The following is a 24,490-nucleotide window of genomic DNA, read 5'->3' on the forward strand; positions in this document are numbered from 1 at the left end:
GAACCGAAATGGCCTCAATGGCCTGTTTCGGCACCGTCGTCGGCTACGGTCGTCAGCCGGCAGACCGAATCCATAAAGGCCTTGCGGTAGGTTTCGCCGATGATGACCGGATTGGCATTGACCCACACGTAGGTCCGGTTGAACTTGGTGACGTGCTTCAGATTAACGACGCAGGACCGATTGATGCGTACCAGGTCGGGGTGCGGAAACTGCTGCTGGAACTTTACCAGATTCAGGCTCAGCGTGTAGGGAAACTTCGCCTCCTGTACGTGGATGAACAACAATCCGTTTTGGGTTTCGATCCGCTCGATGTCGTCCACCCCCACGCGGTAATATACTCCCTTGTCGCTCACGTAAAACGCTTGTCGGGTTGCCACCGGAAAGGCGGGTGTGGCCTCGGGGACGGGTTTCGGTTGGGGCGGGGACGGCGCCTGGGTGGCCGCTTCGGTAATACGCCCGGAATACTGGCGGATGGCTTTCTCGATTTCCAGCTTGACCTGCTGCGTGAGATACGGTTTGTAGAGAAATGCTTCGGGGCGGGTCTGCGCAATGACGTCGAGCGCGTCCACTTCGCGCGTGCCGGTGAGGTAGATAATGGGCAGGTCGCAGGACGACCGCAGTTGCCGGGCCGTTTCGATCCCGTCCATCCGCCGTCCGGTTCGGTCCAGTTCTATGTCCAGAATCACCACGTCGGGCGTATGCTGACGCACGTACGTCAGTGCCTCTTCCCCGCTGTGGAGCAGCGCCATCACCTCGTAATCCATGCTCCGCAGGTGCAACCCCAACTGCTCGGCCTGCATAACGTCATCTTCTACAACCAGAATGCGTACTTTTTTCATAAGCGGGAACGTTTCGCAGGGCCTGCATGGCGGAGGACGGAACCTGAATATAAAAAGAGAACGTGAATTTTTACGGTCGCTTCCCGCCAACGCATCGCTTTTTCCCGGTAGCCTTGCCTTCCCGCTGTTGTAACAGATAACCGACCACGAACGACACAGGAGTCCGTCAGATCAGGTGCTTCTTCGAGGCCCACCGGATCACGGCGTTGATGTTGGGCAGTTGCGTCTTCTTCAGAATATTCTTCCGGTGCGTGTGGACCGTGTGCACACTCAGGTTCAGCTCCTGGGCAATCTGTTTGCTGCTCAGGCCGCTGGCTACCAGCCGAACCACCTCCTGCTCGCGGTCCGTCATGGGCGAAGCGTTCAGGTCGACAACGCGTGGCGTTTCGGTGGGTTTGAGGCGTGAAGCATCCGACGTGCTCTTAAAAGGGGCGTACGAAAAGGCGAGAGGCAACATAAGCAACGGCAAGAAAGAATGAGAGAAAAATAAGTTAAACAGTTTCGCTTCTATCGGGCATACTTGTAATAAATGTGTGATGGAAAATCTATAAAATGCCTGACAATCACAATGTTGTTCCCGCAAATGGGGGTATTTTTCCTACAAAGAGGTTCCGTTGTTCTGTAACACTTCGTACCATGTTTGTTGCGTCTGAACCGGCGCGTTCCAGACCTGAGCACGTAAAACGCAATCCGAGGACGGGCGCAAAAAACAAAGCGGTCCGCTGCATGCAGCGGACCGCTTTATCAGGAAATGAGTTGACGCAAACGGATTATTGCTTGATGGCACGCAGGGTAAAGACCTGTTCGTGCGTGGTCGCCCGAATCACGTAGATGCCCGCGGGTTGACCACGCAGGTCGATTTCCAGGCCGGAGGCCTGGCGTTGCACAGGCACGTGGGAAAGCACGCGTCCCTCCAGCGTAGCGACCTGCACCTGCGCCTGATCCAAATCTACCTCCGTAGAAAACAGCGTAAATTGACCCTGCGTAGGATTGGGGTAGATTTCGAGGGCAGCAGCGCGTGTGGCTGAGGCCTGCCGGGTATCGCTACAGTTGGTAGCGGCACTCCCCATGCCCGAGGCGGCTTCGCCCGTGTTGGTAATGAACAACTTGTCGAAGTTGGTGTGAAACTCCCTGAATTCGAAGTCGATGGTGTTGGTGCCACTCATCAGCTCCTCACCGCTGAACGGCACGTCGGCCCATTGGTACGCATCGCCCACGGGTAAGTCCCAGCGTTGCCAGGCGCCGTCGTTCAGACGAATCCAGAAGGAATTCCGGTTGTTGGAGATGGCGCGGAAACGGGCCGAGATGGTGTAATGGTCGGTTTGTGGCGCCTCAAAAGCAAAGCGGATGCGATCCGACATCATGTCGGTCGGGCTGAAATGGCTGGTAGACGAGTAGGCGTATGCGCCGTGCGACGCCAGCGTGCTGCCGTTGGTCTGCCAGTTGGTGCCCACCTCAGCACACTCGGCCTCCAGGTAGGCCGTGAAGTCGACCCTGCAGTTGGTCGCTTCAGGCCCCAGGTCGGTGGGGAGGGATCCGTCGGTCACGACGAGCTTGTCGAAGTTGGTATGGGCTTCGCGGTACTCTACATCAATGTGGTTGGTGCCGCTCATCAGTTCCGCACCGCTGAAGGGCAGGGTCGCCCATTGGTAGGGAGAGCCCACGGGCAGATCCCACCGTTGCCAGGCACCGCCGTTGAGCCGGACCCAGAACGAATTTCGGTTGGGCCCCAGCGCACGAAACCGGGCCGCCACGGTGTAGTGGTCGGTTTGTGGCGCCTCGAACGTGAAGCGGATGCGGTCGCTGGCCTGGCCAGTGGGGCTGTAGTTGCTGGACGACGCGTAGGCATACTGCCCATGAGAGGTCAGCGTACTGGTACTGGTGGTCCAGTGGGCTCCTACCTCTGCGCATTCGGCTTCGAACGACAGCCTGACGTCAGTGGACGTTGCGTCGTAGTAGACCAAGCCACTGAAAGGGTGGGTGCCATCGGCGATCTGAAAATCGTGCAGTCGTTGGAATCCCGAACCGTCTGTCATCAGGCGGAAGAGCGTACCGTAATCATCGGACCCTTCTTGCTGGGTTGTGCCGTACAGGTACCCGTCCTCACCCAGGAGGAGACTCCCCACCGGCGCGCCGCCACTGACGGTCGAAAAGTCGTAGAGCTTCTGGAAGCCACTGCCGTCGAGGTGAATGCTGAACAACGTGCCCAACCCGTGCGTACCTCCCTGGTGTGTCATGCCATAGAGTAGGCCCCCGCTGCCCTCGACCAACCCACCGATGGGGCCATCGCCGTCGCTGGTATTGAAATGGTGAAGCACCTCGGGCATGCTACCGTCCTTGGCTACTTTTACGATGGTGCCCTTGTCTTCTTCGTAATTACTGCCGTTATAAAAATCACCGCCGAAGTTTGTCATCATGTACAGAAACCCGTCGCTGCCCTCAATTAACTCATGCGGTTCAAAACCCTGTGGAATATCATAGTAACCATCCTCGTTCAGAGAGTAGCTAAACGTCAGGATTTCTTCGGTCGAGCTGCCGGCTACCGGTGCTTTCACAACACTTGCATTGTCTCCATAAATGAAGTCAACAAACCCACCGTTCGAGAAATATAGGAAACCGTCGGAGCCCAGAATCAGGCCGGACCAGGGCGCAATGGCGTAGTCGAAAAGATTAAAGAAATCGGGAACTTCAGTGTAAGCACTGCCATCCAGCGCCATGCTGAAAAGGTTGACCCACGATCCATACGAGCCGGTGCTGCGGGCCGACTCGTTATAATCCATCAGAAGTCCGTACAGGCGTTGGTTGTAAAGGGCGATTTTTCCGCCGGGGAAACGTCCATTCGAGAAATCGTGCAGTTTTTGAAACGTGCTGGAGGGAAGATGGTAGCGAAAAAAGGTACCGGATTGGGACGCGCCGCCCTGACGACAGGTGCCGTAAAGGTAATCGCCGATGAGTGTCAGCGAGAGGGCATCGCAGTTGCCTCCATCGGGCGGCCCCAGGGGGTGGACGTGCTCTGTTGGGGACGAGGAGGTGGCAATTCGGAACAGGCTACCCGGGGCCTGGGTGCCATCCAGTAAGGTCACGATATAGTAGTCGGACAAGGCGTACAGGTACCCGTCGTTGCCTTGAATGAAACTGCCGATCGGGTGGTAATCATAGGGAGTGTCAAGTTCGGTAAACGAATCGTCGGACTCGATCCTAAAAAGTGTGGTCGGGCCCGCTTCGCTGAAACGAGAACCGTCGCGCGTGCCTTCGTAAAAACCGTACAAGTGGTTGTCGTTCGCCACCATCAGCGATTTCAGAATACGTTGGTTGTAAAATCGATCCGAACCTATGCCGATGGTAGCCGGCAGAACCGAATAAGCGGTGCCGTCGGGTTGTAGCTTGTATACATCGTACGTAGCGCCGTAGCCGCCTCCCGCCGAGGTGTAAATACCATAGAGGTAGCCGTTCGGTGCTTGCACCAGGCCACCCACAGGCTGGTTAGGTTGCGGGAACGTATGCAACACCGCAAAGCCCGTCCCGTCGGTCTGCAGACGAAACACACTCCCTTCTCCTACAGACTGCCAGTTCAGGCCGGTTCCCAGGGCAACACCGTATAGTGCGCCGCCTGCCTCCAGCAAACTCCCCACCGGCCGTCCCCCGTCTGTTTCGGTCATGTCGTGGAGTTTGTCAAAACCGGTGCCGTCGGGCATAATCCGAAATACAGTACCCAGGTCGTTGGCCCCACCCAGGCTGGTCGAGCCGTAGAAATAGCCGTCGCTGCCCAGGATCAGACTGCCCACGGGCAAAGTCCCATCCGCATCGGAAAACGTGTACGCGATGGTGAAGGTGCCATCCAGGGCCAGTCGATAAAATGCGGTCCTCGTCATGCCGTACAGGGCGCCGTCCGGCCCTTCCGTCAACCCCGTAGCTGCTTGCCCCTCACCCGGCGTGAAAGCATGCAACCGGGTAAACTCTCCCGAAGCGGAGGAGTGAAAAATTGTGCCCAGGTTATGGTCTCCCCCCAGGGTATTGACACTGTAAAACAGAGCATTGCTCGCCTGCACAGGGCGGTCGGCCGGTTGGTAACCAAGGTCAAGAAAGGCGTATTCAACCCGGAAATCGCTGCCATCCGGTTGAGACGAGAACAAGGTGCCGGCTCCCAGACCTCCGCTGGTGGTGGCGCCATACAGGCGGGCCTGAGCATACAGGTGTGTCGGGACGAGTGCGCTGACCGAGAGCGTACTCATCCACAGAATCGCCAGGGCGATTCGATGGTGAACGTTAACGTGAATCATAGGATAGGGTATAAGAGTGAAATTAAAAAGCGAGGTGAGGGGTGCAGTACGTCTTTCTGAGGAATTGGCCGGGTTGGAAAGAGGCCAGTTCGCTCATACATGAACCAAACTGTGGTGCCGAAAAGAAAAGCTGCTATCGCGTCGAAACCGATGGCAAGCGCACAAGAGAAAAATAGAGATCAGGCTCTACACCCAAACGGAGTCATCACAGGGAAATACCTGAGGACAAGGTAGTTAAATGGTTTGTAGAAAAGAATAAGTAGTAAAAAAATAATATGGCAATAACAAAAAGGCGGCCATAAGACGCGGCAGTAGCACCACGTGAAAGTCCCAAACCGCTCACCAAACGGATGTGGCCAAGGGAACGTAGGGGCGCTGGAAAATGAGTTGGGCCAGCAAGCAAAAGCATGGAAAGCCTAAGACAAGCTTCCACGCATGGGTGATAGTAACCTCTAAATTATAATGATTGATAGTAAAAAGGCTATATTCGAATCTTAATGGCCAGTTTACTATAACGATTGCTGGACATAGAAGAGGTCAACTGTAGCAGAAATAACGGCACCTTTTGGAAAAGGTGCGTTTATACATACGTTGGCGGCAATATAAAAATGGGATACGATCTACACATAACTCGAAAATCAAATTGGTTTGATGAAGAATCATCAAGAGACATTTCTCTAACTGATTGGATTAGTTATGTGACTAAAGACGATGAAATGCGCTTAGATCATTTTGCAGGAGCAGTAACCGATGATGGACAAAAAATTAGGATTGAAGATGAAGGACTAAGTGTCTGGGCAAAATATTCTAAAAATGGTATAAATGGCAACTTTGCTTGGTTCACTTATGCAAATGGACAGATAGTTGTGAAGAATCCAGATAAAGAAATAATTAACAAAATGATTGATATTGCATCGGTTCTTGGAGCGAAAGTTCAGGGAGATGATGGTGAATTATATGAGATTAAGGAATTTATTAACAAAGAAATGCAACCTTGGTGGAAGTTTTGGAAATGAGAATGAGTAAACTGCCGCCAACAAAATTCAGCCACAAACCCTATTTTGAAATTCAATTTGTGGGTTTTATGCCCTAAGTTCTGATATTGAAACACGAACAAAAAATGCAAATATGATCGGCCTGTGGCTGCATTTATCCGTTGTAGGGCATTATGGAAAATGAAACAATTTTATTAGATCACGCAATTGATGATGAGCGACTCAAAGTAGCTTACTCTAGGATTTTGCATATTAAACTCGATAAGATTTTTATTGTATCAGATTTAGCTGAATATTTTGATCGAGAGGAAAAGACAGATGATGAAACAGTAGTCATTCAAAAATTCTTGTTTAAGCGGGGAGATTTTACTTTTGAGTTGATACCTTGGATTTGTCCAATGACTAGAACTTATGATTTTGATCAAAATCATAAGTTCTACAAAGAGTTAGCAAAAGAATTAAAATGCTCGATATTAATTCCAGGTGATTACAAAGATTTATCAGATTCGTATGAAATAATTATTACAGATGGCAAAGATGATAGAGAAATTATTGCTGACCATCCAGACGAATATGGAATAAAAGGAATAAAGGAGAGATAAACGCCCTACAACACAAGGCAAGTAGCATGGCTAGGGCGTGTATGCAAACTCCAAAAGCATTGTAAATTAGGTGAATGCAGCGAAGCGATGCCCCGCCGGGACGAGCTTACCGATCGCCAGTGGGGACGACTCAGCCAGTGGTTGCCAAAGCAGAAGCCAGCTACGGGGCGACCTGCTAGTGACCACCGACTAATTTTAAATGCCATCCATTGGGTAGTACGTACTGGTGCTCCCTGGCGAGATCTACCTGAGCGTTATGAGCAGGGGGCGGCCCCTCTTGGTCAACGGTCTATAGCCGCTATCAACGCTGGTGTAAAGCAGGCATCTGGGAGAAAATCTGGCAGAGCTTGCAGGAAGCTGACAATGCCGAAGCCAAAATCGATCGCCCGGCGACCCGGTGGCAGGTCCATTTCATCGATACTACAGTGATCAGGGCGCATCAACATGCGGCCGGCCACCGTGGCAACGGAGCAAAAAAAGAGTAGCCTGGAGCAGGAAGCATTGGGTCGCAGTCAGGGTGGATTTACCACTAAGGTTCATGTGCGAGTAGAAAGATACAGGCGCCTGATGCAGGTCAAACTCACTACAACCTGACACGCATTACTTGACACTACCACTATCTAGTATTAACAATACCTGGAATTCTACTGCCTTGGTTGAAATTAAAAAATATAACGTAGGTTAAAATTACCAAAGCGATAATATTTGCCTAACTAAAATAATATAAGATAAGTATGTTGAGGGAATAGTTAGGAGCCATATAACTAAATAGTGTATTTTGAAGCTATTTTCATAAGTGAGGCTAAATAAAGCTATTAAGAAAATAATGTGCATTACATATATAAATATCAAAACACCCCCAAAATGTCCGCTTGAGTTACTAAAAAACTTATAAATAGAATAAAACGCAATTGCTATCTCTAATAAAGATATTGTCCTAATAAAAATAGCTGCAAAAGTGTCAGGTCTCATAAAATATTAATTTGCAAATGTTGCGATATGGTTTTTAGACAGGGTCTTAACAATCGTAAAAGTAAATTGATCTGAAGAATATCCTCCATCCTTAATCGATCGCGCACTTTTCATGAGTGATGTTGATTGCTCTGTTTATCGAAGTCGGAATGGTCGAAAATGTAGGCTGTGTAATGTTTTTAAGTGTCGCTGAGTGATCCCATTTGGGAAGAATAATAGGGAGCTCACTTCGCTAGCTAGCTGTTTATTCCAACAACGAAAACCGGCACGCCATCTACCTCATTTACCCAATTTTAAAATAGCAGCGGTATTGGCTGTCGATCAGCTTAAAAACCTTGTATAGGGCCATTCGGCTACAGGTTTTGGAATCAAAATAAAACTCTTATCCTCTGAATTTTTCACTATATGACCTCACTTATAAAACATGAAGTAGGTCAGAAAACTCTTTTTTAAATCTCACTGGATCGAATGGTATTGCGTTAATTTTTTGACTATATGATCCTATCAATTGATCAAGTGAAGGATTATTATTAAGCTTAGCTACAATTAATCCTATAATATACCTTAAAGGCTCTACACTTCCTGTTAAAACAGATTTATACTCTGGATTATCATTTATTGCACTATCTATATCAGATACACTAGAATACCTATCAAAGTATTCTAGCGCAGCATTTTCGAAGCAGTAGATTATTAAGTTGACAGCATTCTCAGTCTCGTTTTTATCGTTGCAAGCAATACTCAAACTTGAATTTTTTCTATAAATACCATCGGTATTATCATCCAACTTGTACACATCTACTTTTGTGTCGATTATATCAATATTATTGTTTCTAGAAGATATTTTTCTGTGAATTTCTTCTATAGGCTTTATTCTTATAGCCATAACTGGCTCAATTGATAATCCACTTCCATGACTATAAAACAAAATAATATATTTCTTATAACATCACCTTCTTCTCTATAAAACCAGGAATCGGACCCTGCTCTTTTGTATTCAAAACCATACAAATTTAAGAAAAGGTTTATTCCTTTAATTAGAAGATTACTTTTTCCCTAAATGTCATTTTTTCCTTATTTTAGAAGAGGAAATATCTGCAATTGATACTTATTGCTCGGCGAAGCCTTCGCCCGCTGCTACATTAGCCGTTGCCTACAAGCTAAAAAACAAAAAAGTGCCTCTATGACACCCTTACCTCAGTTTATTTAGGAAGGATATCTGAGAAACTTTTTTACTCGCGTCGACGGTTTTGCTACTCCTGGCAGTTCTGGGTAGAAGTCCAAGTAAAGGCTTCTACGTCCTTTGCTGACCGTCTTCTCTCGCACTATAATGCGGATCGCTTTCGTGATGATATGCTTGTACCGGTTTTGTACCCATCTTGTGTAGATACACTAAAGGTGCAAATAATATCAAATCATGGGCGATTATACGCAAGTATGTGATGCATTAAAGGTCTGATAGTCACTAGTTTTTCATTATTGCTTTCTGGTAACTATTATATTTCACTTCCCGATGCAGAACTTCGAGAAGATATTGGCCAACAGATCGTCGGTGGTGATTTCGCCGGTGATTTCGCCAAGGTGGTGAAGCGACTGACGGATGTCCATGGCCAAGAAGTCGCCGGTGACGCCCGCGTCGAGGCTGGCCAGTACCTGGTCGAGGGCCTCGCGGGTTTTCAGGAGGCTTTCGTAGTGGCGCAGGTTGGTGACGGTGGTGTTACCGGTCCGGAACTCCTGCAGGTCGACGGTGGCGAGCAGGCGTTGCTGGAGGGCCTCCAGCCCTTCACCGGTAGCGGCCGAGAGAAACAAGAGATCTGCAATGGACTGAAAAGCACTGCGTTGCACTGCGGACAACTGGTCCACCTTGTTGGCGATAGGCACCACGGGCGTACCGGTTTCGCGGATGGTAGCCAGGACGTCCGGGATTTCGGCCGGGTCGGTGTCGGTGGCATCGAACAGGTAAAGGATCAGCGAAGCCTGCCGCATCTTTTCCTGGGTGCGTTGCACGCCCAGTGCTTCGATGGTGTCCTGCGTTTCGCGCAGGCCTGCCGTGTCGATGAAGCGGAAGGTGACACCCCCCACCACCAGCTCGTCTTCAATAAAATCGCGGGTCGTGCCGGGAATGTCCGAGACGATGGCTTTCTCTTCGTTGAGCAGCTTATTTAATAAGGTAGATTTTCCGGCGTTGGGTTTGCCCACGATCACGGTCGGGACCCCGTTCTTGATCACATTGCCCAGATCGAACGAGCGGATCAGCCCGTCGATCACGCGGTGCAGGTCCCGAATCAGGGTGCGCAGGTCGTCCCGGTTTGCAAATTCCACGTCCTCTTCGCCGAAGTCCAGTTCCAGCTCAACCATCGACGCGAAGTGAACCAGCTTTTCGCGCAGCTCGTGCAGTTCGCGCGAAAAACCGCCGCGCATCTGGTGCAGGGCGGCCCGGTGTGCGGTTTCCGATTCGGCCGCGATGAGGTCGCCGACGGCTTCGGCCTGGGCCAGGTCGAACTGGCCGTTCAGAAAGGCCCGCTTGGTGAACTCACCGGGTTGGGCCATGCGCGCGCCCTGGCGAATGAACAATTGCACCAGCCGACGGACAATGTAATTGGACCCGTGGCAGGAAATCTCCACCACATCTTCGCGTGTAAACGACCGGGGGGCCTTGTACAAACTGACTACCACTTCATCGACAATATCGTCACCGTCGCGAATGGTGCCGAAGTGTAACGTGTGTGACGGCTGGGCTTGCAGATCTTTGGCCGGAAAAACGCGATTGCACAGGGCAATGGCGTCAGGTCCCGAGAGGCGGACGATGGCCAGGGCGGCGGTGCCGGGCGCAGTAGCCGGCGCCACGATGGTATCTTGATGATGGAGAAGAGACGTGTGCATAACGGTACGGCAAAGATACACGGAATCAGGGCGATCAGTTCCTGAACCCTCTCTCGCTGCATACCCAACAGTTGCGTTGCCGCGCTGCCCGTCTGTGCAACGCAAAATGTCCTACTCATCGGTCGACAAGTAGGACAGGGTAAGAGGCTGCCGTGTGCCCGGTCAGGGGGTGGGCACCGTGTAACTTTTTTCGTATTTCTCCCAGGGCGTATCCTTAAAATGATCGCTTCCGAAATAGGAGAGCACTTTCAGAAACTCAGGGGCTTTCATGTACCCCGGCACCGGCTGAATCAGGTTCATCTCCTCGTCGAGGTAGACGGTGGTGGGGAAGCTCAGTTTGCCGTTCAGCAGCGCGGCGGCCAGTTCGTGGTAACCGTTACGTCCGCTCGGTACAAATTTGAACGTCTGTCCTTTGAACTGGATCGGGTCTTTGCCTTCGGCATCGAACTTGACGGCGTAGAAGTTCTCGTTCATGTACTTGACCACTTCCGGGTCAGAAAAGGTCGTCTGGTCCATTCGCTTGCACCAGCCGCACCAGTCGGTGTAGACGTCGAGAAATACCTTCTTGGGGTTTTTCTGGTTCAGGGCCATCGCTTCCTCAAAGGTGAGCCAGTTGATCTGCTCGGCCGGGGCCGTTGCCGCCGGGTCAGAAAACGTAAAAGCACTAGCGAGCATGCCGCTCAGCACCACAAACAAAAAGGCCAATTTTTGGGTGAGGGTATGGATCATAGGAGAAACGGTTGCTTAATGGGAAAACGACTAAGGAGTAGCAAGTTAAATGCCATTTCGTTGGAAAGCAGTCGTCAGGGAGACAAACGCTTACGATGCAAGCGGTGTCTAGTGTTAAAAGGAATTTCCGCGGCAGAAGGTTCAACGGCCCGCTATGAGGAATGTAAGAGCCCGTTAGCGTATAAAAATCCATGCACAATCGTGTAGATCTACGCACAGTCGTCATGACGCGATGGAGCGTGATGCTATACGACGACAGGGAACAAGCGTAGATAAAAACATCTTCTGTCTAGCGTTAAAGCAAAGCCATACCCTAAACAATGGCGTGGTTCTATAAACTATCTTGATTATGTTAATTTAGCTACGAATCAACCGAGACGTAAATGTTCTCGCCCACTTCGCGGGAAACGATTTGCGATGGACGCGCTTCGATGCTGATTTCCAGCGACTGATCAAATTCCACACGGTCCAGGACCTGCACACGCGCCCCAATGGTAATCGCCAGCTTGTCGAGGTATTGCAAAAAGAGGGGAGAGGTTTCGCGGACACCTTCTACGGTCAGGGGCTGATGGTGCGGGGCTTCGTTGAGCGGCAGGCGAGGGGTGGCCTGAATGCGCCCACGCTGATCGGGAATCGGGTCTCCGTGCGGATCGAACTGGGGATAGCCCAGCAGTTCGTCAAGGCGTTCGATCAGTAGCGGCGACTGAATGTGCTCTAATTGCTCGGCAACCTCGTGCACCTGGTCCCACTGAAATTTAAGTTTCTCGACCAGAAACGTTTCCCAGAGGCGGTGCTTGCGGATCACCTGCAAGGCAATGGCCTGCCCGCTGTCGGTCAGCGATACCCCCTGATACTTTATATAATGAATAAGGTCCTTCGCGGCCAGCTTGCGTAGCATGTCGGTGACGGAGGCAGGGCGGGTGTCTACAGCTTCGGCAATGGCGTTGGTAGAGACCGAAGCGGTGTCTCCTTCGGTGAGGTGGTAAATGGCCTTCAGGTAGTTCTCTTCCGTGTAGGTAAACATAATCGAGGTCAAAGAAAACAAAGATAAGGAGGGGCAGGAAGATTGCGGCGAAAGAAGGATTAATTAGACGTGCCTAAAAAATGCCCAACGTACGCTTGACAAGGGCTACTAACGTGTGATGCTCCGAATTTTGCCAAAGCAATTTTGCTAAATCATGCTCTTCGGTAGACTTATAAAAACTAAACACCTTTATATTGCTAATAATATTACTAATCTCATCTTTGCTAATATTGCTAAATATGGCAGATTGGTAAGGTTGTGCGATGGTTTCCCAATAGGGGTTAGGCGTCATGAGCACGGGTAGCCGATGCGCCATGTATTCGAACAGCTTGGTGGGAAAGGAGTAATCGACCGCCGGAGAGCGATGGTAAGGCAGCAGGCCTACGCCTGCGTGTCGTATTTCTGCCACGATTTGGTCATGTGGCACGGGCCGGTCCCCTCCTATGAGCCGAATGTACGGTTTCTGTGCCACGGCGGCCTGCAAGCGCTGCCAGACGGATTCCTGTGCGCAGTAACCGATGATGGTCAGCCTGGTGTCCGGATCCAGTGCGTACGCCCTCTCGGCAAACGTAATCGCATCGAACAAGCCGTAATGTTCTGCTAAAGTCCCGCTGAGCAGGAATCGGTTCCTTGGATTGTTCAGACAAGACGGCGGGTTTTCAAGAAAGGTCTGTTCTGGTTTGTATTTATTTTCTAAAATCGTAAACTTGTTCTGCACAAACGGAAGCTCGTTTTGGTAGTGCCGCTCGGCCAGCAGATACTGGTCTGTAAAGAGGCGAGTCCCCCACTCCAAAAGCCTGACAGATTGTCCTAAAATGGTGCGAATTCCCCTCGGCCAGACGTTTGTTTGCGTAATGTTCATCTGATAGTTCTCTAGTACATCGTAGTACATTTTTGCCCCGAATATTATTTTGTACGCAATCGTAACTAACTGATATTCAGGTGTATTGATGATGATGAGATCAGGTCTGACTTGTAGTAGTTTTTTTGCATAATTCCATTGTGCCTTCAGGCGACCCCAACTCAATCGCTTGAAGGCCGGCAAAGGATGGAAAAACAGGGTAGCGGGGGCGTCAGGACGGGGAGCGGGGTAGCCGATCACGTGAATGTGGGCGTTGGGGAGCGCTGCCAGGCTTAACCCGATTTTTGCATACATTCGCGTGTCGTTGATCGGTTTCAGGACCGAGGCAAGGACAATAATCGTTTTTTTCACGCCTGAAAGATAATTAGTTTCCATGCAGGAGATTCAAGCTCTGATTGAGGCGGCCTGGGAAGACCGGAGCCGTTTGCAAGACCCAGAGGTGGTCAAAACCATTGATTTTATCATCGAAGAACTCGACAAAGGCCGTCTGCGCGTGGCGCAGCCCCTCGATGACGGTTCGTGGCAGGTGAACGACTGGGTGAAGAAGGCCGTGATCCTTTATTTCCCTTTGCGGAAGATGGAGGTGATCGAATGCCCCCCATTCGAGTACCATGACAAAATGCAGTTAAAGCAAAACTATAAGCAACAAGGCGTAAGAGTCGTACCCCCAGCCACAGCACGCTACGGCGCTTACCTGTCGAAAGGGGTGATTCTGATGCCCTCGTACGTGAACATCGGGGCCTACGTGGACGAGGGAACCATGGTCGATACGTGGGCGACAGTCGGGAGCTGCGCCCAGGTCGGAAAAGGCGTGCACCTGAGTGGTGGCGTCGGTGTTGGCGGGGTGCTGGAGCCGGTGCAGGCCGCGCCGGTCATCATCGAAGACGGTGCGTTTATTGGTTCGCGCTGCATTCTGGTGGAAGGCGTTCGGGTCGGGAAGGAAGCGGTGCTTGGTGCGAACGTAACGATCACCGGTTCGTCGAAAATTATCGACGTGACGGGCGACGAACCAAAAGAATACAAGGGATACGTGCCGGAACGGTCGGTCGTGATCCCCGGTAGCTATACTAAAAAGTTTCCAGCGGGTGAGTTTCAAGTGCCTTGTGCGCTCATCATTGGCAAACGAAAAGCCAGCACCGATCTAAAGACTTCGCTAAACGACGCCCTGCGTACTAATGACGTGGCGGTGTAGTTTGTTTTGCTAAAAATATCACTTGGTTGTAATACTAAAAGCGGCGTGTCTGATAGCCAGGCACGCCGCTTTTGCTTTGGCGATCGCGCTAATCCGGAGGGGATGGATTCGAGCGCTCTAAAAATCAAGAAGCCGTATCACCGCTACGGTGTTTGTCTTGGTAGAAGCAGTACGTTTACTACCGCAGTGATTTGCGGAATTGCTCCGCCACTACCAATTCCTTGGTACCGTGGGACGGCCCCCCGTGACTCCAGTCATAGAAGCCACCGCCCGATTTGATGCCCAACCGACCGGCCGTCACCATGTTGACGAGTAAAGGGCAGGGGGCGTATTTCGGTTGACCAAAGCCTTCCTGCAACACACGCATGATCGACAGACAGACGTCCAGACCGATGAAGTCGGCCAGTTGCAGCGGCCCCATCGGATGGGCCATGCCGAGTTTCATGACGGTATCGATTTCTTCTACGCCCGCGACCCCTTCAAAAAGCGTATAGATCGCTTCGTTGATCATCGGCATCAGGACGCGATTCGAAACGAAGCCGGGGTAATCGTTCACTTCCGTCGGTGTCTTCCCGAGTTGGTGGGCCAGCGCCATGATCTGTTGCGTGACGGCATCGGAGGTGGAGAAGCCCCGGATCACCTCTACGAGTTGCATCACCGGTACCGGATTGAAGAAGTGCATCCCGATCACCTGAGCGGGGCGCTTCGTCACGGCCGCGATTCGCGTGATGGCGATAGACGAGGTATTGGTAGCCAGAATCGTCTCTGGCGGGCAGACGTCGTCCAGTTGCCGGAAAATTTTCTCTTTTATGGCGAAGTTCTCGGATGCGGCCTCCACGACGAGTTCCGCCCCTTTTACGCCGGACGGAAGGTCGGTGCTGGTCCGAATCCGGTCCAGCGTCTGTTGTTTCCCGGCGGCATCCAGAATCGCTTTTTTCACCTGCCGGTCCAGGTTCTTTTCGATAGTTTGGAGGGCTTTCCCAAGCGCCTGTTCGGAGACGTCAATCAGCGTTACGTTGTGTTCGTGCTGGGCGAAGACGTGCGCGATGCCGTTGCCCATCGTGCCCGCCCCGATCACTGCAATGTTTTTCATGTGCTCGATTTTCAGGTTGTGTGGGGTAAAGATAGGCAAGCCGACGCCGAACAGCTGCAAAAGTGCCTCGCAGCGTTTCGCGGAGGAGCACGACGTTTTGGAAGAGCGGAGCCAGGAAGGGCAATAATACGTCGCTGCGTCGCCACGGAGCGTTTCTGGGGCAACGCAGCGGAAGATTACTCCGTCAGCAACCGGCGCTCGGCGCTTTCGGAGCGCTCGAAGTGAAACTCGTGGAGAAGGGCGTCCATTTTGGCGGCAATGGGATCGTTCCCCGGATTGCCGATGCTGCCTTCGTGCGTGTGGTGCACCGTTTTCTCGGGGTTAAATTGCCCGTTGGCGATGGCCTGTCCCACTTTTTTGTACGCATCGCGGAACGGCACGCCACTCAATACCTCCTTGTTTACTTCCTCGACACTGAACAGGTACCGGTAGCGGTCGTCGTCCAGAATGTCGGTGCGCACGCGGATGTTTTCCAGCATCAGGTCGCACATCTGCAGACAGGCGCGGGCGTCGGCGAACGATGGAATGAACGATTCTTTCACCAGTTGCAGGTCGCGGTGGTAGCCGGAAGGCAGGTTGGCCGTCAGCATCCCGATCTCGTTCGGCAGGGCCTGCAAGCGGTTTCCCCGGGCACGGATCAGCTCCCAGACGTCCGGGTTTTTCTTGTGAGGCATGATGCTGGAGCCCGTCGTCAGTTCGTCGGGAAACGAAATAAACCCGAAATTCTGGCTCATGTACAGCGTCGCGTCCATCGCCAGCCGGGCCAGCGTCCCGCCGAGCGAAGCCAGCGCAAACGCGACCGTCCGTTCTACTTTGCCCCGGCCCATCTGCGCGTACACCACGTTCCAGTTCAGTCGTTCGAAGCCCAGCAGGTCGGTCGTCATCTGGCGGTTCAGCGGAAAGGACGAGCCGTAGCCCGCCGCCGAGCCGAGCGGATTCTGATCGTTGATGCGGTAAGCGGCCAGCAGCAGTTGCAGGTCGTCGGTCAGACTTTCGGCGTAGGCCCCAAACCACAACCCGAACGACGAGGGCATGGCGACCTGAAAGTGCGTGTAGCCGGGCAGCAGCACCTGGCGGTGTTTTTCGCTGAGAATGATCAGGCGGTTAAACAACATGCGGATGTCCTGTACCAGGTGCCGCAACTCGCCGCGAATGAACAGCTTCAGGTCGACCAGCACCTGATCGTTCCGCGACCGCCCGCTGTGGACTTTTTTGCCCATGTCGCCCAGCTTCCGCGTGAGCATCAGCTCCACCTGCGAATGCACGTCCTCGATGCCCTCCTCAATGGCAAACTCACCCGCCTCGATGTTCCGGTGAATGGCCCGCAACTCCGTCGTCAGCGTCCCCAATTCCTCCTGCGTCAGCAGCCCGATGCTTTGCAGCATACGAATGTGCGCCAGCGTCCCCAGCACGTCCCAGGGGGCGAGGTAGAGGTCCATTTCGCGGTCGCGACCGACAGTAAATTGTTCGATGGCCTGGTGGGTGGCGGTGCCTTTGTCCCAGAGTTTCATGTGGCGTAGCGTTTATAACGTAAGGGTAGAAGCTTCCTGTGAGGCACGAAAGTAAAGAATCGGGAGAGAATAGGGCGGAGCGTAAGCGAATGAGTGGATTATTGAATGAGCGAATGAGTGAAGAGCGCGGGGCGGTTGACGCAAAGAGCAGAGCGCAGGGAGTTTAGAGCTTAAAGTTCAAAGCTGAACGTGTAAAGAACAGGTACGTTGCCTACTTCTTTTACCCACGAACCGAATACACCAACAACTCAGTAACGAATAAACAGCGTTCCACTCTAGGCTTTAAACCGCCCGGCGGCCTGTTCTGAACTCATAACTCTGAACTCATAACTCTGAACTCGTAACGCTGAACTCAATGGATCGCCAGTCCTTCCAGCAATCGGATGTAGAGGTCGATGCCTTCCTGCAACTCGGACGGGCGGATAAATTCGTCGGCGGTGTGGGACCGGGCCGAATCGCCGGGACCGATTTTGAGGGTCGGAAAGGGCATGAGCGCCTGATCGGACAGGGTCGGCGAGCCGTAATGCGACAAGCCGAGCGACAAACCACGTTGCACCACCGGATGGTCCAGCGGCAACCCCGACGGGTTCAGCCGGGTAGAGCGGGGCTGGATGTCGCTGCGCACGTGCCGACGGATGATTTCCAGCGTCTCCAGATTCGAATAGCATTCGGTGGTGCGGACATCCACCACGAAGCGACAGCGGTCGGGGACGACGTTGTGCTGCGACCCTGCTTCGATCTGCGTCACCGACATTTTGACTTTCCCCAGGTGAGGCGACACGTCTGGAAACTCGAACGTACGAAACCATTCTACATCGCGCAGGGCGTGGTAAATGGCGTTGTCGCCTTCGTCGCGGGCGGCGTGTCCGGCCTGGCCGTATGCCGTACCGTCCAGCACCATCAGCCCCTTTTCGGCGATGGCCATTTGCATCTGCGTCGGCTCTCCGACGATGCCCAGGGCAATCGGGCCGAGGGTGGGCAGAAGGCTCTCAATCCCGTTTTTACCCGAAATTTCCTCTTCGGCTGTGGCCGCCCAGATCAGGTTGTAAGGCCGGTCTGTTTGTGTTTCCAGGTGGCGAAAGGCAGCCAGCAGTGCCACCAGCGGTCCGCCGGCGTCGTTGCTGCCCAGGCCGTGCAGGCGATCTTCCTGTTCCGTGGGCGAGAAGGGATCGAGTGTCCAGCCCTGCGCGGGCTTCACCGTGTCGTGGTGCGAGTTGAGCAGCAGCGTGGGCCGTTCGTCGCGCCAGTCGGCCGAGCGCAGCCAGACGTTGTTCCCCTGCCGTTGTGGTGCATACCCTTTTTCCTGTAGAAAGGTGAACAGCAGGGCGGCGGTCGCTTCCTCTTCACGGCTGAACGAAGGCGTCGCGATGAGTTGCTTGAGGAGCTGGAGACTGTCGTCGAAAAGCGAAGCGGTTGCGGTCATAGGCGACAAAAATAGGAGAGAACGACAGAAACCGCAGGTTTCCGCCGTGCCCTTTTCCAGACCCGTCCGCACAAAAGGCAACCGCGCTGTCGTCGGACGGCTTGAAAACCGTCACGAGAGGCCGTCCGCTGACTGGTACCTGTAAAGATTTCTTACAGCCGCGGGTCGACTTCTTCGCTTTCCAGGGCTAGCACGCCGAAAACGCACTCGTGGACCTGCCGGAGCGGGGCACCCGCCACAAACCGTTCGAGGGCTTCCAGACCCAGGGCGAATTCGCGGAGGGCGAGCGACCGTTTTTTGCCCAGGCCGCGTTTGCGTAGCTCCTTCAAATGGGGTTCCAGTGTGTAATCCGGGCCGTAGATGATGCGCAGGTATTCGCGGCCGCGGCATTTGACGGCGGGTTGCACTAGCCCGTGGGCGTTGCGCACGAGAAAAGGTTCTGGCTTGATGACCATCCCTTCGCCGCCGTGTGCCGTGAGGGCTTCCCACCAGGCGATGCCTTCCCGGCAACTGGCCTCGTCTTCCGTATCGATCCTCACGTACGACGTCGCCAGCAGGATCGGATCGAACGCACAGAAGCGGGCGAGGGTCTCCATGTGCCAGCCGTGCGACTGATCGGTGTGGACTTTTCCTTCGGTCGCCAGCAGGTGAAAGGGGGCCAATCGGTAGTCGTCGAGCGACTGAACGTCCCAGCAATACTGACGATAGGCGTCCACGAATTGCCCCGCCAGCGTGGCGCGTTGCTGGTAATGGTCTTGCAGCGTATCGATGGTCAGACCCCGTTGCTGCGCCTGTGCCAGTAGCGTATTGACCTCGGCCAGAGCGTGCGTTGAGGCGGCGCCCACGGCGGCGTACTGGTGTTGCAACAGCGCCTGCGCCTTGGCCGACCAGGGCATTAGTTCGGTATCCAGGCAGGCCCAGTCCGTTTGAAATTCGTCCCAGAACTTCGCCTGCGTCATCGCGTCGCGCAGCCGGGTCAGGAGTGCCTGTTCGGTCGCTTTATCCGGGAAAAAGGGGCGTCCGGTGCGGGTGTAGACAAGGCCGATGCCTTCGTCCTGCACGCCGAAGCGGCGTTGTGCGGCTGCCTCGTCCCGGCACAGCACCACGACGGCACGCGAGCCCATGTGTTTTTCTTCGCAGATGACGTGACGCACGCCCTGGCTGCGGTAGTGTTGAAAGGCCTCGGCCGGATGCTCCAGCAGACCCGGTTGCTGCGACGTTTCCGACGGCGACATGGTGGGCGGCAGGTAAATCAGCCAGCGCGGGTTGGCTCCGAAGCGACTCATGACTTCCAGCGCGGCAATGGAGTTCTCTTCGCGGATGGTGACGGGCGGATGAAAGCGCGTTTCGAGGCGGCGCTTGCCCGTGACGTCGGCCAGGTCGAGCACGTCGTCGGCCAGTTGTTGGGCCGTAGTGGTTTCGGTAGGCACCGGATGCAGCGGACGGGCCGGTTCGGCGTAGACCTGCCGGGCCGACACCTCGACAAGTTCACGTTCCGGATAACGCAGGGCGGTGAGCTTTCCACCGAAAACGCAGCCCGTATCGATGTCGATTGTGTGGTTCAGCCATTCGGCTTGGGGAACGGGCGTATGGCCATAGACGACGGTGGCGCGTCCGCGGTACTCCTCCGCCCAGGGGTAGCGTACGGGCAGGCCAAATTCGTCAATTTCGCCGGTGGTTTCGCCGTAGAGGCAGAAATTGCGCACCGCCCCGGAACCCCGGCCCTGCATCTCCTCGCGCAGGCCGGCGTGGGCCACCACCAACTGCCCGCCGTCCAGCACCAGGTGACTCACCAGACCCCGGATGAAGTCACGGACCTCGTCCTTGAATGCAGGAGAAGTCGATTCCAGTTGCGCCCAGGTTTCGGCCAGGCCGTGCCGCATTTGTACGTTTTTGCCGTTCAGTTTCTTCTCCAGTTTTACGTCATGGTTGCCCGGCACGCAGAACGCCACGCCGTCGCGCACCATGTCCATCACCAGCCGCAACACGCCCGGCGAATTCGGACCGCGGTCTACCAGATCGCCTAGAAAGATCACCTTCCGACCGCTCGGGGGCGTCACCCGAAAATGCCCGTCTTCCGTGGTGGTGATGGCATAGCCCAACTTTTCCAGCAGTTCCTGAAGTTCGTCGAAACAGCCGTGGACATCGCCAATGATGTCGAACGGTCCCCGTTCTTCCTGCCGGTTGTTCCAGAGGGGCACGCGTGTGATTTCGGCAGCGGCAACCTCTTCGGGCGAGCGTAACACGTGGATGTGCCGGAATCCTTCCCGTTTCAGTCCTTTCAACGAGCGTTTCAGGGCCGCCCGCTGCTGGCCGATGACGTGCCCACCGAACGAACGGTCGGCTCGCCCGGCATGGCGATCCCGCAGGAGGCGGTCGGGCAGATCCAGCACAACGGCCACGGGCAGGCAGTGGTACTCACGGGCCAGCTGCAGCAGCGTTTTCCGCGACTCGGGGCGCACGTTGGTGGCGTCGATCACGGTCAGTTTGCCGCGTTTCAGCCGCTTGGCCGCGATGTAGTGCAGCACGTCGAACGCATCCTGCGTGGCGGCCTGTTCGTTTTCGTCGTCCGACACCAGCGCGCGGCATTCGTCCGACGTGATGATTTCCGTTTTCCGGAAGTGGTGCTGCGCAAAGGTCGATTTGCCGGAGCTACTCGCCCCGATCAGGACGACGAGCGAAAGTTCAGGGATTTGGAATTGCATCGCTTAAGGTTGATGGTGGTCGAGGTATTGTTTTTCCAGACGTGATAATTCGGGCAGATTCCAGGGAAAGTCACGTACGATCATCTCTAGTTCATAATCATCCAACTGCGCCAGTTTTTTTCCATAACGGATGTGTGCGGCCTGCTCTCTTTTATGTTGGATCGGGTAGAAAAGCGCGCCTTGCACTTGGGCATAACAGGCCATAGAGATATGCTCATCTACGAGCAACTGTAACGACTGCGGGTGGGAGGGATCGGCTAACCGTTGACGCAGTTGCTGAGGCAGCTGGTCGACCGTGGTGGGTTGCTGGTTCAGGAAGACGCGTTCGGCAGAATCGACCCGCACCTGGAGCGAAGGGCCAAATAGTTTTTGAAAACAGTTGGGTGATAACGGAACACCGGCTGGATCGGCAAAGCTGGCTTTAGAAATTTGCTGTAGCGCTTCGTCACAGATGTAGCTTTCTGTCACCAGCGGGAAAAAACGTCGGGCGCGGTAAGCTTCAGGAGGTAGAAGAGAAGAAAATGGAACCGTCGCGTAAAAAACCTGATCCACCCCTTCTCGCCGAAGCCTGATGGCCAGATTACGCACGAATTGTAGCGAAACAGAGCGGTCAACAATTAAGTTGACGCGTACGGGCAGCGCATGTTCGTCGAAGTAGGAATTGCCAGCTCCGCCATAAATTAACTGGATCAGTTCGGTCCGGTCAAGCGGTTGGTACTTATACAGTAAGGTAGGGGACAACTGAGGATCGTTTTTGGCGCGTGCCACCAGGAGATCAAAGTGATTGCCCACACTTCCCAACAACGGTTCTGGGGTAGCAATGGAAGAGGGAAGGTCAAGCTGGTAATGTTGGTAAAATTGCACAATTGGCGTCGGTGGTGCAGAAAGATCCCATCGGGCTACGAGAAACCCGAACAGCAGCATCCCTCCGAGCGACCCCAGCATTGGCCTCCAGAGCCGTCCTTTGTGGAGCCGACGGAGGGTCAGCCACGATTGACCGAAGATGACTAGCACCAACATGACGAACAGATAGCGGTAGTCAGGATAAAAATCGAGCAGGAAGAAACTGACGATGTTAAAAAGTATGGGCAAGATAAAGCCCAGCCGTGAGGCTACATCCAGAAAAGGCCACAGTACAAACCGCTGGTCGTTGCCTATCGAAAGCCGATGCCGTCGGGTGCGCAAGCCTTGTTGAGGCTTGCGCCGGGCGTACCAGATTTGCAGGCAAATGTTTTGCCCCAGGATGTACGCTACAAACGCAATGAAGCGGTTATAAAAAGTACGAGCTTCGGGCGAAAGCGCGAAAGGCTCGTGCATTGAAAAGACCAGCATGCAACCTTCGCGCAACACCACTACCCAGGCGTAGAACGTAAGGGCGGTGAGCGCCCCTAGCCCTACGCCTACCCAGCGCCGGTCGGGCGGAAGCGGATCAAAATCCCCTCGCTGCTGCAGAAATCCTCGGATAAGTGCCATTATGCCAATCGAAAAACGGCCATTTGCGACGGGGCACCCACGTCAGGATCTGTTTCACCGACGGGAAAGAGAGAAACGGTGTAGTCAAAGCGTTCGGCGATGCCGTCGGCCCACGTTTGAAACTCGGCACGGCTCCACTCGAAGCGGTGGTCGGTATGGCGGAACGTACCGGCGGTGAGCGATTCGTAGCGAACATTATAGTCGGCGTTGGGCGTGGTGAGGACGACCGTGCCGGGACGAGCAAACTCAAAGACCACGCGCGCAAAGGCATGGAGGCGGGCGGGGTCGAGGTGTTCGATCACTTCCACGATGGCCGCCCCGTCGAACCCTTCCAGCCGGGCATCGCGGTAGGTGAGCGATCCTTGCATCAGTTGCAGCCGTTCGCGCTGGCGGGGCGATAGTTCGTCGTAATGCAGCCGGTCGGCGGCGCGTTGCAGCGAGCGATACGACACGTCCATGCCCACAATCTGTTCAAACTGCCCGTCGCGCAGCAGAAGTTGTAGGAGCTTGCCTTCACCACAACCCAGGTCGAGGACACGGCGGACCCCGGCTCTTCGCAGTTGTTCGACAGCGGCCAGCAACCGTTGCTGGTGCAGCGAAACGCGCGGCTCGGTTGGCGCGACGGGTTCCGTAACATCTTCGGCTTCAGGGAGGAGATCGCCGTCTAAGGCTTCTTCCACCGCTTCATTTTCAAGAAGACGCGACAGGGCCAGCCGGGTCAGGCCGCCCAGCTTCATCAGGTACTGGCGGGTGATGTAGTCGCGTTCGGGATGCGTGGCCAGCCAACCTTCGCCTTTGGTCAGCAGCTTGTCGACTTCCTGTGCCGATACCCAGTAGTGTTTTTCGCGGTCCAGGACCGGCATCAATACGTAAAGGTGCGATAAGAGCGTCTGGACCGGCAATTCGTGCCGCAGGGTGACCGAAAAATAGGGACTTTCGCCCCAGGCCGGAAACTGCGGATCGAGCGGATGGGGCGTGATGTCAAGCGCATACCCCAACGGCTTAAAGAGGCGCTTCAGGGCATCCGCGCCCCCGCGTGCCCGCACCACGGAAAGGCGCGCTTCCAGCGGCAACGGCGTATCGACCAGGTGAGGTCGGTCGTGGCAACGGCCGTTCAGCGCGGACGAATACACCTGCGCCAGCGCGTGGCTCAGAAACGACGAGGCGACGTAGGGCCGGTCGTTTACGTACTGCTGGAGGGCAAAGCCTTCCCCGGCGGGCCCCGATTTCCGACGGACCAGGGCAATGGGATCGAGGTCGAGCAGCAGCGCGGCCGTGCAGCGTTGGGCGGTGGCTTCGGGATAAAAGACGTGGGCTTTCCCCGCCGAGATGTCGAACGTCTGGACGCGGTCGGGGTGTTTGTGCAGCAGGTAGCCCAGTTCGGTGGCGGCCAGCCCTTCGCTGGGGCGGCCCGTGGTTGAAAGAGTCAGCAGCATAGCGTTACCAAAGTAACGACATCCGCCTCGCGAAACCGCTGCAGTGTAGGATTTTCCGAAAGAAGGAAGCGTTAACTGCCCGCCAGAATGGCGCGGAGCTGCTGGGCGTCGAACGGCTTGGTCAGGTAGCCAGCCACGTTGAACTGCCGGGCGCGTTCCAGGTCGCCGGGTGCGCTGGAACTGGTGTACATCACCACCTTGGGTTTGCTGGCAAAATGAGTTTGGGTGAACTGCTCCAGAAACTCGAATCCGTTCATAACGGGCATGTTGATGTCGAGCATGATCAGGTCCGGGCACGGATCTGAAGCGATGGAAACGCACTTCTGACTCAGAATGTCGAGGCCTTCCCGGCCGTTAACGGCTACTTCGACGTGTTGGGTGATGTCGGCCAGGGCCAAAAGTGCCTGGGTAACTTCGTTGCTCACTTTGTCGTCGTCGATCAGGAGCACGGAATTCAGTTTCTCCATCGGG

General features: G+C 54.4%; 19 protein-coding genes. 4 read left to right on the plus strand and 15 right to left on the minus strand.

What is annotated here, in order from left to right; translation table 11 throughout:
- Positions 1-14: 14 nt before the first annotated feature.
- The 3 genes from BLR44_RS25275 to BLR44_RS25285 all read right to left on the minus strand — a co-directional run bounded on the left by BLR44_RS25275 (position 15) and on the right by BLR44_RS25285 (position 5,119).
- Entirely contained in the window at positions 15-839 is an 825-nt protein-coding gene (locus BLR44_RS25275) for a LytR/AlgR family response regulator transcription factor (RefSeq protein WP_089687530.1), read from the minus strand.
- Positions 840-1,005: 166 nt separating this feature from the next.
- A complete protein-coding gene (locus tag BLR44_RS25280) occupies positions 1,006-1,296 on the minus strand; it encodes a response regulator transcription factor (RefSeq protein WP_143017471.1) in 291 nt (96 codons plus the stop codon).
- Positions 1,297-1,609: 313 nt separating this feature from the next.
- Positions 1,610-5,119: a choice-of-anchor tandem repeat GloVer-containing protein gene (locus BLR44_RS25285; RefSeq protein WP_089687536.1), complete on the minus strand. Its 3,510-nt coding sequence runs from the start codon at positions 5,117-5,119 to the stop codon at positions 1,610-1,612.
- 608 nt (positions 5,120-5,727) lie between these two features.
- On the opposite strand from BLR44_RS25285, the gene BLR44_RS25290 reads away from it, so the two are divergent.
- From BLR44_RS25290 to BLR44_RS29440, 3 genes are all read left to right on the plus strand, one after another.
- A complete protein-coding gene (locus tag BLR44_RS25290) occupies positions 5,728-6,135 on the plus strand; it encodes a hypothetical protein (protein WP_089687538.1) in 408 nt (135 codons plus the stop codon).
- A 152-nt stretch (positions 6,136-6,287) separates the two neighbouring features.
- On the plus strand, positions 6,288-6,716 hold the full coding sequence (locus BLR44_RS25295) for a hypothetical protein (RefSeq protein ID WP_089687541.1): 429 nt from the start codon (positions 6,288-6,290) through the stop codon (positions 6,714-6,716).
- An 87-nt stretch (positions 6,717-6,803) separates the two neighbouring features.
- Positions 6,804-7,145 (plus strand): transposase, encoded by a 342-nt coding sequence (locus tag BLR44_RS29440; protein WP_089687543.1) that lies wholly within the window; start codon positions 6,804-6,806, stop codon positions 7,143-7,145.
- 958 nt (positions 7,146-8,103) lie between these two features.
- Here the strand turns inward: BLR44_RS29440 and BLR44_RS28740 are convergent.
- The 5 genes from BLR44_RS28740 to BLR44_RS25325 all read right to left on the minus strand — a co-directional run bounded on the left by BLR44_RS28740 (position 8,104) and on the right by BLR44_RS25325 (position 13,537).
- A complete protein-coding gene (locus tag BLR44_RS28740) occupies positions 8,104-8,616 on the minus strand; it encodes a hypothetical protein (RefSeq protein ID WP_218127186.1) in 513 nt (170 codons plus the stop codon).
- Positions 8,617-9,191: 575 nt separating this feature from the next.
- A complete protein-coding gene (mnmE, locus tag BLR44_RS25310; RefSeq protein WP_089687546.1) occupies positions 9,192-10,571 on the minus strand; it encodes a tRNA uridine-5-carboxymethylaminomethyl(34) synthesis GTPase MnmE in 1,380 nt (459 codons plus the stop codon).
- A gap of 162 nt (positions 10,572-10,733) precedes the next feature.
- Positions 10,734-11,300, minus strand: a complete 567-nt coding sequence (locus tag BLR44_RS25315) for a thioredoxin family protein (RefSeq protein ID WP_218127187.1) — start codon at positions 11,298-11,300, stop codon at positions 10,734-10,736.
- Between the two features lie 361 nt (positions 11,301-11,661).
- The gene (locus BLR44_RS25320; RefSeq protein ID WP_317042812.1) at positions 11,662-12,336 is read right to left on the minus strand and encodes a metal-dependent transcriptional regulator; all 675 of its coding nucleotides are present in this window, start codon (positions 12,334-12,336) and stop codon (positions 11,662-11,664) included.
- A 61-nt stretch (positions 12,337-12,397) separates the two neighbouring features.
- Entirely contained in the window at positions 12,398-13,537 is a 1,140-nt protein-coding gene (locus BLR44_RS25325; RefSeq protein ID WP_176956205.1) for a glycosyltransferase, read from the minus strand.
- 22 nt (positions 13,538-13,559) lie between these two features.
- Between BLR44_RS25325 and BLR44_RS25330 the strand changes: the two genes are divergently transcribed.
- Entirely contained in the window at positions 13,560-14,378 is an 819-nt protein-coding gene (locus BLR44_RS25330) for a 2,3,4,5-tetrahydropyridine-2,6-dicarboxylate N-succinyltransferase (RefSeq protein ID WP_089687553.1), read from the plus strand.
- Positions 14,379-14,556: 178 nt separating this feature from the next.
- On the opposite strand, the gene BLR44_RS25335 is transcribed toward BLR44_RS25330, so the two are convergent.
- The 7 genes from BLR44_RS25335 to BLR44_RS25365 form a co-directional block, all read right to left on the minus strand.
- A complete protein-coding gene (locus tag BLR44_RS25335) occupies positions 14,557-15,471 on the minus strand; it encodes a 3-hydroxybutyryl-CoA dehydrogenase (RefSeq protein WP_089687731.1) in 915 nt (304 codons plus the stop codon).
- Between the two features lie 176 nt (positions 15,472-15,647).
- Entirely contained in the window at positions 15,648-16,982 is a 1,335-nt protein-coding gene (gene argH / locus BLR44_RS25340; protein ID WP_089687556.1) for an argininosuccinate lyase, read from the minus strand.
- A 352-nt stretch (positions 16,983-17,334) separates the two neighbouring features.
- Positions 17,335-18,405 (minus strand): M20 family metallo-hydrolase, encoded by a 1,071-nt coding sequence (locus tag BLR44_RS25345; RefSeq protein ID WP_089687735.1) that lies wholly within the window; start codon positions 18,403-18,405, stop codon positions 17,335-17,337.
- A 152-nt stretch (positions 18,406-18,557) separates the two neighbouring features.
- Positions 18,558-21,110 carry a polynucleotide kinase-phosphatase gene (locus tag BLR44_RS25350; protein ID WP_089687559.1) on the minus strand — a complete coding sequence of 851 codons (2,553 nt, stop codon included), beginning with the start codon at positions 21,108-21,110 and terminating at the stop codon, positions 18,558-18,560.
- Positions 21,111-21,113: 3 nt separating this feature from the next.
- Complete coding sequence (locus BLR44_RS25355) at positions 21,114-22,442, minus strand: ExbD/TolR family protein (protein WP_143017473.1); 1,329 nt, start codon at positions 22,440-22,442, stop codon at positions 21,114-21,116.
- 140 nt (positions 22,443-22,582) lie between these two features.
- Positions 22,583-24,019 carry a 3' terminal RNA ribose 2'-O-methyltransferase Hen1 gene (locus BLR44_RS25360; RefSeq protein WP_089687565.1) on the minus strand — a complete coding sequence of 479 codons (1,437 nt, stop codon included), beginning with the start codon at positions 24,017-24,019 and terminating at the stop codon, positions 22,583-22,585.
- A 71-nt stretch (positions 24,020-24,090) separates the two neighbouring features.
- Positions 24,091-24,486, minus strand: a complete 396-nt coding sequence (locus BLR44_RS25365) for a response regulator (RefSeq protein ID WP_089687568.1) — start codon at positions 24,484-24,486, stop codon at positions 24,091-24,093.
- Between the last annotated feature and the right edge of the window lie 4 nt (positions 24,487-24,490).

It is taken from the genome of Catalinimonas alkaloidigena (assembly GCF_900100765.1).
Classification (GTDB): Bacteria; Bacteroidota; Bacteroidia; order Cytophagales; family Flexibacteraceae; genus Mooreia; species Mooreia alkaloidigena.

Coding starts and splice junctions, on each gene's coding strand:
- BLR44_RS25275 (WP_089687530.1), bottom strand. CDS start 839: ATGAAAAAAGTACGCATTCTGGTTGTAGAAGATGACGTTATGCAGGCC.
- BLR44_RS25280 (WP_143017471.1), bottom strand. CDS start 1,296: ATGTTGCCTCTCGCCTTTTCGTACGCCCCTTTTAAGAGCACGTCGGAT.
- BLR44_RS25285 (WP_089687536.1), bottom strand. CDS start 5,119: ATGATTCACGTTAACGTTCACCATCGAATCGCCCTGGCGATTCTGTGG.
- BLR44_RS25290 (WP_089687538.1), top strand. CDS start 5,728: ATGGGATACGATCTACACATAACTCGAAAATCAAATTGGTTTGATGAA.
- BLR44_RS25295 (WP_089687541.1), top strand. CDS start 6,288: ATGGAAAATGAAACAATTTTATTAGATCACGCAATTGATGATGAGCGA.
- BLR44_RS29440 (WP_089687543.1), top strand. CDS start 6,804: ATGCCCCGCCGGGACGAGCTTACCGATCGCCAGTGGGGACGACTCAGC.
- mnmE (WP_089687546.1), bottom strand. CDS start 10,571: ATGCACACGTCTCTTCTCCATCATCAAGATACCATCGTGGCGCCGGCT.
- BLR44_RS25315 (WP_218127187.1), bottom strand. CDS start 11,300: ATGATCCATACCCTCACCCAAAAATTGGCCTTTTTGTTTGTGGTGCTG.
- BLR44_RS25330 (WP_089687553.1), top strand. CDS start 13,560: ATGCAGGAGATTCAAGCTCTGATTGAGGCGGCCTGGGAAGACCGGAGC.
- BLR44_RS25335 (WP_089687731.1), bottom strand. CDS start 15,471: ATGAAAAACATTGCAGTGATCGGGGCGGGCACGATGGGCAACGGCATC.
- argH (WP_089687556.1), bottom strand. CDS start 16,982: ATGAAACTCTGGGACAAAGGCACCGCCACCCACCAGGCCATCGAACAA.
- BLR44_RS25345 (WP_089687735.1), bottom strand. CDS start 18,405: ATGACCGCAACCGCTTCGCTTTTCGACGACAGTCTCCAGCTCCTCAAG.
- BLR44_RS25350 (WP_089687559.1), bottom strand. CDS start 21,110: ATGCAATTCCAAATCCCTGAACTTTCGCTCGTCGTCCTGATCGGGGCG.
- BLR44_RS25355 (WP_143017473.1), bottom strand. CDS start 22,442: ATGCTGGTCTTTTCAATGCACGAGCCTTTCGCGCTTTCGCCCGAAGCT.
- BLR44_RS25360 (WP_089687565.1), bottom strand. CDS start 24,019: ATGCTGCTGACTCTTTCAACCACGGGCCGCCCCAGCGAAGGGCTGGCC.
- BLR44_RS25365 (WP_089687568.1), bottom strand. CDS start 24,486: ATGGAGAAACTGAATTCCGTGCTCCTGATCGACGACGACAAAGTGAGC.